The 14,841-nt window shown below is 37.8% G+C and carries 15 protein-coding genes and 1 pseudogene; all 16 read right to left on the reverse strand.

Annotation, left to right across the window (positions count from 1 at the left end; genetic code table 11):
• Positions 1-7: 7 nt before the first annotated feature.
• A complete protein-coding gene (locus P3G65_RS06160; RefSeq protein ID WP_173817089.1) occupies positions 8-634 on the reverse strand; it encodes an LPXTG cell wall anchor domain-containing protein in 627 nt (208 codons plus the stop codon).
• 68 nt (positions 635-702) lie between these two features.
• The gene (locus P3G65_RS06165; RefSeq protein WP_019292285.1) at positions 703-1,947 is read right to left on the reverse strand and encodes a class C sortase; all 1,245 of its coding nucleotides are present in this window, start codon (positions 1,945-1,947) and stop codon (positions 703-705) included.
• Positions 1,948-1,977: 30 nt separating this feature from the next.
• Positions 1,978-3,288, reverse strand: a complete 1,311-nt coding sequence (locus tag P3G65_RS06170; RefSeq protein WP_019292286.1) for a SpaH/EbpB family LPXTG-anchored major pilin — start codon at positions 3,286-3,288, stop codon at positions 1,978-1,980.
• Complete coding sequence (locus P3G65_RS06175) at positions 3,285-3,656, reverse strand: hypothetical protein (protein WP_230318195.1); 372 nt, start codon at positions 3,654-3,656, stop codon at positions 3,285-3,287. Before P3G65_RS06175 ends, P3G65_RS06170 begins: the two co-directional genes overlap by 4 nt.
• 182 nt (positions 3,657-3,838) lie before the next feature.
• The gene (locus P3G65_RS06180; protein WP_019292288.1) at positions 3,839-4,180 is read right to left on the reverse strand and encodes a YxeA family protein; all 342 of its coding nucleotides are present in this window, start codon (positions 4,178-4,180) and stop codon (positions 3,839-3,841) included.
• A gap of 344 nt (positions 4,181-4,524) precedes the next feature.
• Positions 4,525-5,610, reverse strand: coding sequence for a ribosome small subunit-dependent GTPase A (gene rsgA, locus P3G65_RS06185; RefSeq protein WP_107106331.1), 1,086 nt, complete (start codon positions 5,608-5,610; stop codon positions 4,525-4,527).
• A gap of 179 nt (positions 5,611-5,789) precedes the next feature.
• Positions 5,790-6,677, reverse strand: coding sequence for a ribose/proton symporter RbsU (gene rbsU, locus P3G65_RS06190; RefSeq protein WP_019292290.1), 888 nt, complete (start codon positions 6,675-6,677; stop codon positions 5,790-5,792).
• A gap of 25 nt (positions 6,678-6,702) precedes the next feature.
• On the reverse strand, positions 6,703-7,098 hold the full coding sequence (rbsD, locus tag P3G65_RS06195) for a D-ribose pyranase (protein ID WP_019292291.1): 396 nt from the start codon (positions 7,096-7,098) through the stop codon (positions 6,703-6,705).
• A gap of 11 nt (positions 7,099-7,109) precedes the next feature.
• Complete coding sequence (rbsK, locus tag P3G65_RS06200) at positions 7,110-8,018, reverse strand: ribokinase (protein WP_284071124.1); 909 nt, start codon at positions 8,016-8,018, stop codon at positions 7,110-7,112.
• A 1-nt stretch (position 8,019) separates the two neighbouring features.
• The gene (locus tag P3G65_RS06205) at positions 8,020-9,003 is read right to left on the reverse strand and encodes a LacI family DNA-binding transcriptional regulator (RefSeq protein ID WP_019292293.1); all 984 of its coding nucleotides are present in this window, start codon (positions 9,001-9,003) and stop codon (positions 8,020-8,022) included.
• A gap of 151 nt (positions 9,004-9,154) precedes the next feature.
• A complete protein-coding gene (locus P3G65_RS06210) occupies positions 9,155-10,477 on the reverse strand; it encodes an NAD(P)/FAD-dependent oxidoreductase (RefSeq protein ID WP_019292294.1) in 1,323 nt (440 codons plus the stop codon).
• Positions 10,478-10,554: 77 nt separating this feature from the next.
• Complete coding sequence (locus P3G65_RS06215; RefSeq protein ID WP_019292295.1) at positions 10,555-10,827, reverse strand: GNAT family N-acetyltransferase; 273 nt, start codon at positions 10,825-10,827, stop codon at positions 10,555-10,557.
• Positions 10,828-10,845: 18 nt separating this feature from the next.
• The gene (locus P3G65_RS06220; RefSeq protein ID WP_019292296.1) at positions 10,846-11,106 is read right to left on the reverse strand and encodes a (4Fe-4S)-binding protein; all 261 of its coding nucleotides are present in this window, start codon (positions 11,104-11,106) and stop codon (positions 10,846-10,848) included.
• Positions 11,107-11,124: 18 nt separating this feature from the next.
• Positions 11,125-12,918: pseudogene (gene spxB, locus P3G65_RS06225) on the reverse strand (pyruvate oxidase).
• A 200-nt stretch (positions 12,919-13,118) separates the two neighbouring features.
• Positions 13,119-14,216: a lactate oxidase gene (locus tag P3G65_RS06230; RefSeq protein ID WP_019292297.1), complete on the reverse strand. Its 1,098-nt coding sequence runs from the start codon at positions 14,214-14,216 to the stop codon at positions 13,119-13,121.
• Between the two features lie 44 nt (positions 14,217-14,260).
• Positions 14,261-14,656, reverse strand: coding sequence for a transcriptional regulator Spx (gene spx / locus P3G65_RS06235; protein ID WP_019292298.1), 396 nt, complete (start codon positions 14,654-14,656; stop codon positions 14,261-14,263).
• Positions 14,657-14,841 lie beyond the last annotated feature (185 nt).

Below are 14,841 nucleotides of genomic sequence, written 5' to 3' on the forward strand. Positions count from 1 at the left end.
CCTAAATTCACTTCGTTTGTGTACTTTTTTCTTTACGATTAAGAACAAAAGCAACAATAATCAAAAGAAATGCCCCACCAAGTGCGATAAACCATGAGATTTTTTCACCCGTATGTGGTAAATCATGTCTGTACTGAATTTGTGTTGGCTTGGTAAAGTTTTGTGTAGATTGCTTTTCAGTCTTAATAAGGCTAGATTTGGGATATATATAAATCTCTTCTAGGCTATCTGCTGTTGGGAGATCAAGCAAAACAGGTGCTTGCGGATTAATAAGCCCTGCAGCACTATTGGCTTGCTCAGTTAGGATGTATTTGCCGTCACCTAAACGTGTATTTGCGATACCTTCTTTATTTGTCACGAGTTTTATCGGATTGCCCACTTTTGTGTAGCTTGAGGGGTCCATTACTGCTAAATCATCCTTCTCCGTAATTTGCTGTACTGTATAGCTTATATCAGCTATGGGTTGAAGTTCCTTACCTTCATTATCAATAATGATATTATTAATTTTTAAGCCGGTATTAAAGCTTTGATCAGTAGAAAATCCATGAGACGCCGATGTGAGCCCATATTTTACAATGATTATATTTTGAGAATGTCTTTCCGCTGCTTGAATTGGCGCATTATTCCATCTCAATAAGACAATTGAAAAAAAGAATATAAGAGCCAATAGTCGTCTTTTTTTATGTGGATCCTCTCTAGAATTTATTCTTTTACCATCACCTTAATTAAAATACAGTTTTCAGGAAGCTGTTTTGTATTTAACCGCTCTTGTAACAGGTGCTCCGCTGTCTTTTTAAACTCAAGATATGTTGTGTTTTCTAAGTGTTTATCTGTTTTATTAAATTTATCTGCATTTATAATTTGAGTAATTTTTACCTTTTGTTTTTCAGCTTTCTTACTCTTATTAACACTCTCCCACTGTTGGTCATCTACTTTTGCAAAATATTGACGTTTATCAGACTCAAGAGCTTCTGCCGCAATGAGTGTAATTTTATCTTTTAAGCGGTACTTTCTACTTCCCGGAGGAAGTGGCGCAATAATAATTTCTTGTTTGCCTTTTTGAATCGCATCGAACTGTGCTCTATCGATTCGCATATTATAGTTTTTAGCACCCAAGACATTGCGTAAAACAAGCCCCAATGCACACAGCGCTAACAGACTTGCAAGAAGCATCACCCAGAAATTGTAGCCATATTTATTACGTTGAATGTGCTCTTGTGGATTCAATGTATTTGTAGCAACTCTTCTTCCTGTAACAAGTAGGCGTTTATTGTTAATACCTGTTGGCCAGCATGTAACCAGTGTGACCAAATCCTTTCCCGGAATGACATTAATAGCATCCGTATCTTCAGGATTTACAATTTTTCGCTCAAAAATCTCGTATTTTAATGTTTGATCTAAGACATGAATGTAGAAAATATCCTTCATTTTCAAGTCTTCCAAATCAGAAAATAAGGTATTATTAATATGCCCAGAATGTGCTGATAATACAGCATGTGTATTTTCTCCACCAATGGGTAAACTTGTCTGCGGGATATAACCTACACCTGCTGCTAATGTTTCTTCACTATCGCCACTATAAACAGGGATGTTCGTAACCTTAATTTGTGGAATGGAGAGATAAGCAATAACTTTATCATTGTTAGTCACCAACTGTTGCTTATAATCTGGTACTGCTTTATTCCAGCTTTGGTATTGACTTTTGGCATAAATATACTGATTATAAATAGTTGCTTCATTTTTGAGATGCTTTGCTTGGGCTGGATCTATTGTTTCAACGCTATTGGTATATTTTTGGATTGTCGTTTTATTTTGTTGCGCGACCATATAGTTCACAAAGATAGGATAAAATAAAAGACCCAAAGCAAGAATCAACAGAACAGTGGAAATAATATTGCGCAGTGAAAATCGACGTTCGCTTTTTCTATCTGGACTTTTATCACGCATGTGCTCCTCCTGCATGGTAGCCATATTTTACTATTTTGAATCTACCTCTACTTCTTGTTTCTTTTTACGAATAACCATTGCTGCAAAGCCCGCTGCTCCTGCTACTAATACCACGGCGACAATTCCTGCTCCACCTGTAAATGGAAGTGGGAATGGTTTATTATTCACAATATCATTATTATGCGCAGCTGGTGTTGTTGAAGCATTGACCTTTGTTACATTGGCAGCTGTGGTTGCTGTTGGTAATTGGAAACCATCAGGGGCAATCACTTCGACCGCAAAATAGTTGCTTGTGTTTTCTGTGTCTGTGTTGGTGTCAACAAGGTTAAGACCAGAAAAAGTAGCGACTCCTGAAGCTCCTGTTGTTTTGACAGCAATTGTTCCGTCAGCTTGTGTCACGAAAGATGCTTTATCTGTTGATGAGTAGGCTGTCGGTAAACTGGAAAGATCTGAAGAAGAGCCATTAAAGCTTGAGGCATGTTTTTTAACCAAGGCCTCAGCCGCGGCTGCATCTTTTGCTCTTACCAGTACAAATGTAGCTGGAGATGAAGTAATTGCTGAAGTCCCATCCGTTTTCGTCAGTTGGACACCACCAATATTTACAGTAGAATTTTTAGGTGTTGAACTGAGATCGACACCGTAAGCATTGATGATTGTTGTTTTGGCATTATCTTTATATGACCCCGCTGTAACACTACCTGATACTGTCGTAGGAATGTAGAGGTTCATATTTATTCTACCTGTTGCTGCATCTAGTAGATCAGCTACTTTTTTCATGCCATCATTTGTTAAAGAAACTGAAACCACTTGATTCGTAATGGTCATTGTATAATCTACTTCAGGTGTTAAAGCTGTTGTACCCGCCTTAAGCGTTGGAATACCGATTGTGAATCCTGCTGGAATCGTATCTTCAATCGTAAATTTTGCTTTAACATTATCTGCGATATCAGGCGAAGTCACTGTATCAGAAGTATTGGCCCATTGTGATTTATCAAAGCTTGTATTGACGTTCCAACCGACCTTGTTTCCAGCTGCTGCTGTCGTTGTATTCGCAGCGTCACTCTCATTTGTATCAATTAAAGTTGTCGTATCTGCATTGGGTGATACAAGTTCATTAGGCGTTTTTCCGTTGTAGTTATCATCAGCGTTTGTAGCAGCAATATCAAATAAGTTTTTATATTTCGTCATATCCTGCTTCGGATAGACATTCAGTGGACCTTTATTGGTTGTATCGGAAGTATTAACCGTCACAATAAAATCCTTAACGGTCTGTACACCGCCAACCAAAGTCATTTGATGAAAAAGCCAATAACCATCAGTAAGTCCCGTAAAGTCCGTCATACCATTTGTATCGGTTTTCTGAATTTTTCTTGTTGAAACATCGGCTGTAAAGGCTGAAGATACAACATCACCTGTACTGTTAACATTGCAGAAGCAGCACCAGTCGGTGTAATTTTAGTTGCAGAAAACTGAACGTTCGACATTGTTAAGTTATTTGTCGCCGTAGATGTTGAAGATTCACCTGCAGCTTGTTGTGTACCGTCATTATTCCCGATAGCATTTCCCGTAGCGGCAGCACTTGAAGGTCCAGCCTGTTGTGCATAAATAACAACCTCACCATTAGAAAGCTGATTTTTAATGCTAGTAGTTACGGCCTCCACGACTGATTGAGAAACAATCATGTTTGAAACTGCAGCAAGTAATACCACAGAAGCTAAGGTGAACTTTCTTTTCCTTGTATTAATTTTCATATCCTTCTCCAATCTTTTGGTGTGATAGCGCTTTATATTTTAATTGTACAGAATTGTCAGAACAAAAACGAATTAATTGCTTAAACATTTATTAATATTAAACAAAATAAAAAAATAATGCAGTAGGCATTATTTTTGTTTTATAACTTTATCTTCTCTAGCGCTTTTGGCGGAACACTTCTTTCTTCTACAATATTCCAACGTACAATCTTATCGTAATTTACGTGAGCCATGATGTATACACCTTCACGTAATGAATCTGCACGTAAACGTAGATCTTTGATTTCCCCTTTACTATTAGAGGATTTGAAGAAATAGACGTATTCACTTTCTGAATCAGAAGTGCTTCTGGTCACAGAACTCGTCTTGTTTTCCAAAGTAACTTTCGCGTAATAGTCAGTCGTGTTTAAAATATGTTTTAAAGCAAAATATCCTCCACAAAAAATAATCGATACAACAGTTAACCCAATAAATCTTTTCATATTTTCTCCAATAGTCTTATTTACTTATAGTATACTAAAACATAAATACATTTTTAAGAGCAATTTGAACATTCATGTTTTTGTGTTTATTATAAGTAATAAAAGGAGACTTTTTTTATGATAAATACTATTTTTGTCTAAAATAGTGCGTGTTTTTTTCTTTCGATATTTTATGGTTTTGTTGTTCTTCTTAAAAGTAAAATAACTGCCACTTCTTCTTGCAATTCAAAACAGTAACCGTTCTTTGATTTTGATTACTATATTTTTATCCCTTTATTCCACAATGGATAGGAAAGTGCTCCTGAAAGACAAAGCACTGACAATAAAGATCAGTGCTTTTCCTTCTAGTAGTAACGTTTATTTTTTTGTTTTAGTGCTTTACGAACATTTTTCATGCCGCCAACTTCTTTAAACATTATGTCGAGTTTTTTTCTTTCAATTTCTCTGTTATTTAGACCTGCATAAGCTGTTTCTTTTAATAGCTTTTGGTAGTTTGAAAAACGTTCAAATGAAAGTTCACCTTGTGCAAGAGCACCTTGAATAGCACATGCGGGTTCATTGCCATGCTTACAATCAGAAAATTTGCATTGCGATTCTAAAGCTTCAATATCTGAGAAGCTTTCACTAAAATTTGCCCGATCTAAGCCAACTTCACGTATCCCCGGCGTATCAATAATCATAGCTCCTGAAGGTAATTTAAATAGCCTACGTTGTGTTGTGGTGTGCTTTCCTTTGCCATCACTGCGTAGATTATTTGTTTTTAACGCTTTTTGTCCCAATAATGCTTTAACCAATGTTGATTTACCCACACCAGATGAACCAATCAAAACATAGGTTTCTCCGGCCGTGATGTAGGATTGTAAAGGAAAATATCCATTTTCAGTTTGTGAGGATGTCAGAATAATATCAACACCTAAACTAATCACTTGGAGAGCTGCTTGTTTTTGTTCCATATTCTGTTCTACATCTGTTTTAGTTAATACAAATACAGGAAGAGCACCTGATTCCCATACTAGGGTAAGATAACGCTCTGCTCGTCGTAGATTAAAGTCTTCATTAAGCGACATACAAATCAAGACTTTATCTATATTAGCCGCCATAAGTTGGCGTTCATGTGTCTCTCCAGCTGCTTTACGAATAAGAGCTGAGTGGCGTGGCAAACAGTGCTGAATTTGTGCTCGTCCAGTAGAATCTGTTTCTCTATCTAAGAGAACGAAATCGCCGACTACTGGAAAGTCAAGTGATTCTAATGCTTCAAAACGATATTTCCCCGATACTTCTGCTTTGACTTCACCTGATTGAGTTGCGACGATGTATTGATTGCGATTCTGTTCAATCACTCGTCCGAGATAAAAATCTGGATAATTCATAGCTTCTTTTTTAAATTTTTCTGTGAAGCCTAATGTATTTAATCTATAGTTTGTGTTCATGTTTTGTTCCTCCAAAAAGTTTTAGTGACTTATTGGGAGACAATATGGTTCAGACGTGAGCAAGTGCCTCCCCATGTCTTACAATTTCCTTATTTACGTGCATAATTGCTCCTTTCTTTTACTTTAAGTATAGCATATCTTAATATAAAAAAATACAGCCTTTAAAGCTGTATTTCTCTTTAGATTGTAACAGTTATTGAGGCTGCAATAATGATTAAGACCAGACCAATAATTGTTAGGAGCATTTCTTTTTTTGTTTTTCTTTGATTTAAGAACCAGATACCTGTCAATGTTGCTAAAACAACAGATGTTTGAGAAAGAATAAATCCAGTCGCCAAACCATTCATATCAGGTTGAGCAGAGATGAGGTAAGTTAAGGCCGCAAATGCAAAGAAGAAACCGGAGATGATATGTTTGTATGATACACTTTCAAAGATTGCCATTTTAGACTTTTCTTTGAAAGAGATAACAATACTGTAAATAAGGGCAGTCAAGAGCATACCAATGGCTTGTGGGAGAAAGGCTTCTTGACCTGACAAGTTACTAGCTTGAGGAGCAGCAGAGTAGGCCCAATACCCAATCGCACCAAGCGCTAAGAAAATAACTACTTTTCTCAAAAGACCCGTACTTGCAGGCGTTTTTTCTTCAGACCAAACAGTCAAGCTCGCGCCAAAAATAATAAGTATAAGAGAGAAAGCTCCCAAAATTTTAGCACTAACACCAGGCCAGTTTCCCAAAGCAACAACACCCCAAAGTGATGCAGCCAAGAGTTGGAAAGCTGTCGTAATTGGCATTACTTTAGAAGAACCAATCAAACTAAAACAGTAAAAAGTTACGATTTGCCCTGCAGCCCAACCGATTCCAGATAAAATACCGAGAAATAAATCCATCCCTGAAGCTAAATGAATGCCTTGTGACATGGAAAAAACTAGGGCAAAAATTAGAGTACCTAAAGTTGAACCAAGAATTTGGTTGACGGGTTTCCCACCAATTTTTGAAACGATTGTTGGGTAAAGCCCCCAACCAAGAAGCGGGCCAAGGCCAATTAATAGTGCTGTTGTATTCATGTTTTTGTTTTTCTCCTATTTGTCTTTAAAATACGACATTGCTTTCTAGTAAGATGTTTGCGTAAGGTGTCATTTCTCCTGTACGGATAAAGGCATGACAGTTATTTAACTCTGCCTTCATATCGCTATGTGGAATAAATTCGACAGGTGTATTAGGTAAGCGATCAGTAATTTGAGTTAAAATTTTTGGGTTATTTTCTTTTATCTCTTCAGCAAGATAGATTTTTTGAACTTCAAGTTCTTCTAACACGTTATTTAAGACGTCCATGAAGCTTGGAATACCATTATCTACAGCCAAGTCAATTTTTTCTGTTCCTCTTGGAACTGGCATCCCAGCATCACCAATGCTAAGCTTGTCAAAGTGACCCATTTGAGCAATGACACGTGAAATATCAGAATTTATAACTTTTGTTTTTTTCATTTGAAATACTCCTAATCCAGTTCATTTTTGTAAGGGATAGAGGGTTGTGCGCCATATCTTTGTACAGTCAGTGATGAAGCTTTACTGCCATAAAGAATAGCATCCTCAATATTACTGAAATCAGCTTTTAAAACAGTGCTTAAAGCACCGATGAAAGTATCACCAGCAGCTGTTGTATCGACAGCCGCTACCTTGAAAGCAGGAATAATACCAGACTTGCCATCTTTGATATCATAATAAGCTCCTTTACTTCCTAAGGTGATAATCACTGCTTCAATACCAAGATTGTGGAAGTAATCAGCAGCAGCTTTTAGACTATGCTCATCTTCTACTTTTATTCCAGTTATGAGTTCAGCTTCAGTTTCATTGGGAATAATCATATCGGTTGTAGCTAAGAGCTCTTGTGGAATATCCGTTCTCGCAGGTGCTGGATTAAGAATAGTTCTAACATCATTTTCTTTAGCAAGCTTAAAGGCAGTAACTGTACTGTCAAGGGTACTTTCAAATTGGGCAATCAAAAAATCGCTGTTGGCAATAATATGCTTTGAGTTTTCAACGTGATCCGGTGTAAATGCATTATTCGCCCCTGAGAAAATCATAATGCTGTTTTCACCAGAATCATCCACGGTAATAAAGGCTTGACCTGTAGATTGGCTTTCTAAGAGTTGGACAGCTGAAGTATCTATATCTTCATACTCTAAAAGCTCACGCATCATTTGTCCAGCATCGTCTTTACCAATGGCACCGATAAAGAAAGTATCAGCGCCAGAACGCTTTGCTGCTACCGCTTGGTTGGCACCTTTACCGCCACCGGCAGTAAAATGTTCTTTAGCATGTAAAGTCTCACCTGGTTTCGGCATATTGCTTACTCTCAAAGTTGTATCTAGGTTGATACTGCCAATAATTGTGATCTTATTCATTTTAGTTCTCCTTTATTTTTCTTGTACTGTCACGTTCAACATAAGAAACTTTAAGTTTAATCTGTTTTTGGTCAATTGGCTGATGGTTTGCCATTTTATAAATTAATTGGGCCGCTTCATGCCCCATTTCATAAGCGGGTTGATGAATTGTTGAAAGAGCGGGATAAACGTATTTGCTCATCAAAATATCATCATAACCAATCAGTTGGATATCTTCAGGAATACGTTTATTTATGCGATGAATCTCCTGCATATATGCAACCGCATGAACATCAGAAGGCAGAATAATCGTATCAAGAGTGTTTTGTTCTTTGAGAAGTTTTTCTGCTTCCTCTTGGATTTCCAAAAAATCATAGCTCATACTTTGAAAAACTTGATAGTCCACCACTGCTTGATTTAAGTAGGTAATACTAGAACTAAAGCGTTCATTCGTATTATCCGTTGTCAATGGTCCTCGAACAACTGCAATCTGCTGTGCTCCTGCTTCTACTACAGCCTTGGCAGCCAGAAATCCGCCGTGGCTGTTGTCAGAGAAGACACCAAATTCACTTTTCTTACCTACACGATCCACAGTTACTGCAGGTAAATCAAACTCAGGAAATTCTTCCTTAAAGTCAACCGTTGTGATGACACCAGCAGCATTGCTTTGAACTAAAAACTGAAGATAGGACTTGATTATTTCACGATCTTCACTAACATTCCCTAAAATTAATTGGTAGCCTTTTTCTCTAAGAAATTCTTCCACTCCTTTCGCCAACATTGGAAAGAAGGGATTAGAGATATCAGGCAATAAAAGACCGACCAAGTTACTTTTTTTACTTTTTAGAGACTGAGCCGAGATATTTGGTGAGTAATTCAAGTCCTGAATCGCATTTTTAATCTTTACCTCTGCTTCTGCGCTAACATATCCGTTATGTGTGATATATCTTGAAACTGTAGACACGGAAACGCCAGCTTTCGAGGCAACCTGTTTGATTGTAGCCAATAGACCTCCTTGTGACATAATGTGGAAACGTTCTCACATATTACTTAACTATTGTAATCGCTTGCTGTAAATATGTCAAGCATAAACTAAAAATTATTAGATTAATTAAAAAACGCAAAAAAAGAGCCTCAACCTTGGCTCTTTCTGCTTTTTAGTCATAAAGATAGAATAAATCACTAGCAATTGTGGGATAGGCCATGATCATATTTTGAAATTTGTCCAAATTAATAGCTTGATTAATGCAGAAATTCAAGATATTTACAAGTTCTTCTGCCACTGTCGAGAGAAGTGTCGCTCCAAGAATTTCATTTTTATCATTTACAATAACATTAATTTTTGAAAGAGGATCAGCTATGCGTTTATAGGTATACCAATCCGTCATATCTATGTTTCGCTCATTTTCTTTATCAAGAATTTTGGTTTGACCAATTTGGGCGAGTTTGCTAGATCCAAAAATAACAGTAGGAATGGCCGGATATTTGATACCTTCATTTTGACCGTCCTGTGCAAAATAACGTGCAAGGTATCTAGCTTCAAAACCTGAAACAGGGGTTAGCTTGGGCTGCTTTTTATCTAAAACATCTCCGATAGCATATATACTTGGATTATTAGTTTGTAAAAATTCATTGACTTCAATACCTTTAGCCGTTGTTTTTACACCGACAGCGTCCAGATTTAGGTCTTCAATATTTGGAATACGCCCGACTGCTGAGATAAAACCGTCAGCAGTGACTTTGCGATTGTCTTCACTAGTGATTTTGATTCCTGAGTCAGTTTGTTCAAGCCTTTCAGGCGAAAAATTATCAATAAAGGAAATGCCTTCCTTTTGTAATTGCTTAATATACGAGGCTGCAAATTCATCCGCGAAACCTCGAATTTTTAGTGCTCCGTGTGTGAGAACAGAAACCTCAGCTCCCGCTGCATTAGCGATTTGCGCTAATTCAAGTGAGACATAACCCGAACCTAAGAAAACAAGACGTTTGGGAAGTTCCTCTAGCTCTAAGAAGTCATTTGAAGTCAGTAAATACTCATTACCCGGAATATCCAAAACCCTTGGTCGTGCACCAGTTGCTAGGATATAGTTATCCGCAAAGTATGCCTTATCCCCGACATCTAGATGTCCATCGGTCTGAAAACTTGCCGAGCCATAAACAGTCTTAATGCCTGCGCTTTTCAATCCTTGTTCAGTGCTTGAAGGAATGCCATCACTGTATGCTCTTTTTCGAGCTAGCATCTCTTGCCAATCAATTCTAAGGTTACCGTGTAAACCAGCGGATACGAGATTTTCTGCTCTGTACTTTGCTTCAACAAGTGCCATCATAATCTTTGTGGGATCACAACCATAGTTCGGGCACGTTCCGCCCCATTTATCCTTTTCCGCAATTAGGACAGATGCTCCCTGCTCTTTGAGTGCATAAGCTAGTGCATTCCCTCCAGGTCCTGCACCGATAATAATATAGTCATATTTTTCCATATCTGCTCCTCCAACTTTCTCTTAAATCCATCATAATAGGAAAAAAGCCAAAACGCGAATGTTTTGACTTGTTTTTCCTATTTTAAAACGTCTTGTAATTCTTCTTTGTGGGTTCTAAAATACTTTGCCGCATACGGGCAAGTCGCTTGAAGTTTGAGATTTTCTTTACGTGCTTTCTCGATACCTGCTTTTAAAAGTAGTTGAGCAAGACCCTGGCCTCGATATTCAATAGCAACACCTGTATGAGTGATAACAATATTATTGCCCATTCTCATAAATGTCATCTCGCCGATGCGTTCATTATTGTCATTGTACAAGATAATGTTGTTGTCTTCTTCAACAGTTTTCATAGTCTTCCTCTTTTCTTTTTACTTGATAAATTTTAGTGCACCAGATGGACAACGATTGATAATCTCTTGATTATCAAATTTTTCTCCATTGTCTGGGATAATCCATGGTCTGCGCCCCACTTCCCAGACAGCTGCATTACCACGTACGCATTCTCCTGCATGCTCGCAAATTTGAGCATTATAATAGATATCCATTTCCTTACCACGATAACGTCGGTAACCTGCTTGCTCCAAGTTTTCATCAGTTGTTGCTTGATTATTAATTTTTGAATTGTCCATTTTCCCCCCTTAATGTGATTAGAAGCCTCCCAAGTCTGTCGCCTTTCCTGCCTCAACTAAACCTTCTTCCTCCATATAAACAGCAAAAGGTTGTAATTCTTCAGCATGGAAACGTTCTTTGAAAGCATCAATAGTTTCTTGTGGATATTGTTTAGGGTCAAGCTGCAGACGTTCCACTGGAATAGGACTTTCACCCGTAATTTTAGCATCAATAAGTACAGGTAAGCCTGATTCAACCAACTTCATTGCTTGGGCAAAAATATTGTCCAACTCTTCGACTTTGTTAACTGTAAAGCCATGAACGCCCATTGCCTCAGCAACTTTTGCAAAATCAATCCCAGTAAATTCCACCCCAAGATAACCTCTATTAGTCGTTTCTTGCTCATCTTTGATAAAACCAAACTGTTGATTAGAGAAAACGACATTAATAATTGGTAACTTTTCTTGAGCTTGAGTTGCTAAATCTTGCATAACCATTGAAAAAGCACCATCACCTGAAAGTGACCACACTTGACGATTAGGGAAATCTAACTTGGCCGCAATCGCACCGGGAAGCCCAACACCCATTGTCGCAAACAAACCAGAAGTGCGCCAAAGTTGACCTTTACCCATATGCAAATGACGAACAGACGTCATCGTAACATCTCCAACATCAGTTGAAAAAAGTGCATCCTTTTTCGCGACTTTATTAATAGCATGATAGACTTGATAAAGATTCAACGGATTTTCTTTATCTTCTTCAAGGGTCTGCGTATAATTTTTCCAGTTAGCGATATTTTTTACATTAGCACGCCACCAAGGTGTCTCTTCTTTTTCCTTCATTTGCTGAGAGAGGGCTTTCACAACTTTTTTAGCATCTGCTAAAATTCCGAGTTCTGTCCGTTGTCGTTTGCCTAGTTTTGCAGGATCGATATCTACTTGAATCACGTGTTTCACATGTTCAAACATATTCGTAACATCGATAAAAGGTTGATTCGTTCCCAGCATTAAAACCGTATCTGCGTTTGCAATAGCATCATTAGCTGGTTTTCTTGAAACTCAAGTAGGCGATCCAAGAAAAGCCTCAAAGTCATCATCCACAATATCAATAGCCAGTGCGGAAACCATTGCTGGGGCTTTAATTTTTTTTGAAAGCTCCATAAGTTCAGTCCCTGCGCCACGCATCCCGATACCAGAGAAAATGACAGGACGTTCAGCATTTTGTAAAATTTGCATCGCTTGCTCAATAGCCTCTTGCTTGGGTTCAGCAAGTTCCGGTTGGATATAAGCTTGACTTGCATCAAACTATGAATCTTTTTCAATTTCTTGCCAACCTAAATCAACAGGAAGTTGAACTACAGCCACACCTTTTTTGCTGTAGGCTTGACGAATCGCTTCGTCAATAATATGAGGAAGCGATTGTGCGGTCATGACCACACGATGGTAGACTGAAACATCAGCATAAATAGGATCTTCATTCATTTCTTGGAAAGTATCCATATTCATTCCAGTAGTGCCAAATTGACCAATAATTGCCAACAGAGGAACATGATCTTCTTTTGCATCATATAAACCGTTCATTAAGTGCGTTCCGCCAGGTCCTGCAGAACCGAAGGCTACACCGATATGTCCGGTAAATTTAGCGTGCATACTTGCAGCCATCGCACCCACTTCTTCATGACGGACCTGAACAAAATGAATACGCTCTTTTTCTTCTAAGAGGGCATCCATCAAAGAATTAATGGAGCCACCTGGCAGACCATAAATATCTTTTACTCCCCAATTTTCAAGAACTTTAACTGCTGCAACACCAGCTTTTATTGTTTCTACCATTACTATTTCCTCTCATTTCTAAAAACTTAAAATATGAGTGACCGAAAATTAGATGACGAATTGCTGCTCTCTAGCGAAAGCCTTTTCATTTCAATATATCTTAATTATACTACGAAATAGTCTGAAAAGGTAAAGATACCCGAAAAATAACTTTTTAAGAGAGGATTTTCGATACACTTTTTGATTTAACTTACTCAAATTTAAAGTAAGTCAGTATTTTTGATAGCTTCAATATCTTTAGCACCAGCTAACTGCATGGTAATCGATAATTCTTTATTAAGATGTTCAAACACTGATTTAACACCTTCTTTCCCGCCTAAGTTTAAGCCGTAAAGTACGGGACGACCAATAGCAACAAGGTCTGCACCACTAGCTAAAGCTTTGAAGACATGCTCCCCACGACGTACACCACTATCAAAAATAATTGGGACACGTTTATTGACCACTTGTGCAATTCTTGGAAGGACGGTAAAGGAAGCTGGTCCTCCATCAAGTTGGCGACCTCCGTGATTAGATACCCAAATACCATCAGCACCAGCTGCAATAGCCTCCATCGCATCAACTGGATCTTGAATACCTTTCACGATAACAGGAAGATTTGTCCAGTTTTTAATTTTTTGAATGTCAGAGAGAACGAGACCTTGTTTTGCTTCCGCATAAATTTCAAAAATACCTTTTCCTACGCCATCCGACTCAGAAAATGCTGCCAAATTTGGCATTGGAAGTGGAAATTGGAAATGATTAATCACATCTTCTTCTCGATATCCACCTAGTGTAGAGTCAGCAGTTAAGATAATCGCTTTAACTCCAGATTTTACAGCTTTTTCAAGCAAGAACTGATTAAATTGGTCATCTTTACTCATATAAAGTTGAAAAAATTGCGGTGCTCCATTAACTGCTGCTGCTGCATCTTCCACAGATGTTGAACCATAAGTTGAAATAGAGAAAAGTGATCCCATTTCTTCCATGGCTTTAGCTGTATCAACCTCTCCTTCCATATGAGCTAAACCTTGTGCAGCCACCGGAGCTTGTATAATCGGTGTTTTAAGATCAATTCCAAAAATGCTGGTTCTCAAGTCTGCAGAATCAATTCCCCGTAACACACGAGGAGAGATTGTTTTAGTATTAAAGGAAGCTGTGTTTTCTCGCATTGTCCACTCATCCTCTGCGCCACCACGAATATAACCAAAGGCACCTTTATTCCCTTGAGCTTCCATACGATCTTTTACACGTCTCTCAAGCGAAGCAATATTTACGATTTCTACTTTTTGTTCATCATTACTAGTAACATATGCCATGGTTATTTCCTCTTTCTTTTCTATTATTTTTTCAAGTTTGTACTTTAAGCTACTGCGCTCTTTGTTTCTTGTAATTCAATTTGACGATATTCTCTCGAAAAGAAACTGCGCAATTGATCTTCATTAAATCCAGCTTGGAGCTGTGGACCTTTCACTAAAAGTGGTCGGCGAAGAAGCTCCGGATGTTGTGAGATGAATTTTGTCCACTCTTTAACAGTCATATCTTCTACATTGACGTTTAAATTTTTAAATGCTTGTGAACGTGTTGAAATGAGATCTTCAGTGCCGTTTTCTGTTTTAGCTAACAATTCACCAATCTCCTCTTCTGTCAAAGGATCAGCAAATAAGTTATGCTCTGTGTATTCCAGATTGTGGTTTTCTAACCAAACTTTTGCTTTCCGACAGCTGGTACATGAGGGAGTGTAGTAAAATTTAATCATCTTGTCTTCTCCATTTTATTTCTATTGTAGGAAGTGAAACTCACTTGCTCGAATTGTTTACGTTTGTAAACACAACTATATAATAACTCCTTTTCCTCAAAATATCAATAATTAAGTAATAAATACAGGTTAAATTTTTGATAGTTAAATAACAAAAAAATTTCAATTAGATTTCTTGGGTTTGA

Origin of the sequence: Lactococcus sp. bn62 (genome assembly GCF_029492705.2) — a bacterium.
Classification (GTDB): Bacteria; Bacillota; Bacilli; order Lactobacillales; family Streptococcaceae; genus Lactococcus; species Lactococcus petauri.

Excerpts from the sequence above, each read along its gene's own strand:
- P3G65_RS06165 (WP_019292285.1), bottom strand. The coding sequence starts at position 1,947 with ATGCGTGATAAAAGTCCAGATAGAAAAAGCGAACGTCGATTTTCACTG.
- P3G65_RS06170 (WP_019292286.1), bottom strand. The coding sequence starts at position 3,288 with ATGACGGACTTTACGGGACTTACTGATGGTTATTGGCTTTTTCATCAA.
- P3G65_RS06180 (WP_019292288.1), bottom strand. The coding sequence starts at position 4,180 with ATGAAAAGATTTATTGGGTTAACTGTTGTATCGATTATTTTTTGTGGA.
- rsgA (WP_107106331.1), bottom strand. The coding sequence starts at position 5,610 with ATGAACACAAACTATAGATTAAATACATTAGGCTTCACAGAAAAATTT.
- rbsU (WP_019292290.1), bottom strand. The coding sequence starts at position 6,677 with ATGAATACAACAGCACTATTAATTGGCCTTGGCCCGCTTCTTGGTTGG.
- rbsD (WP_019292291.1), bottom strand. The coding sequence starts at position 7,098 with ATGAAAAAAACAAAAGTTATAAATTCTGATATTTCACGTGTCATTGCT.
- rbsK (WP_284071124.1), bottom strand. The coding sequence starts at position 8,018 with ATGAATAAGATCACAATTATTGGCAGTATCAACCTAGATACAACTTTG.
- P3G65_RS06210 (WP_019292294.1), bottom strand. The coding sequence starts at position 10,477 with ATGGAAAAATATGACTATATTATTATCGGTGCAGGACCTGGAGGGAAT.
- P3G65_RS06215 (WP_019292295.1), bottom strand. The coding sequence starts at position 10,827 with ATGAAAACTGTTGAAGAAGACAACAACATTATCTTGTACAATGACAAT.
- P3G65_RS06220 (WP_019292296.1), bottom strand. The coding sequence starts at position 11,106 with ATGGACAATTCAAAAATTAATAATCAAGCAACAACTGATGAAAACTTG.
- P3G65_RS06230 (WP_019292297.1), bottom strand. The coding sequence starts at position 14,216 with ATGGCATATGTTACTAGTAATGATGAACAAAAAGTAGAAATCGTAAAT.
- spx (WP_019292298.1), bottom strand. The coding sequence starts at position 14,656 with ATGATTAAATTTTACTACACTCCCTCATGTACCAGCTGTCGGAAAGCA.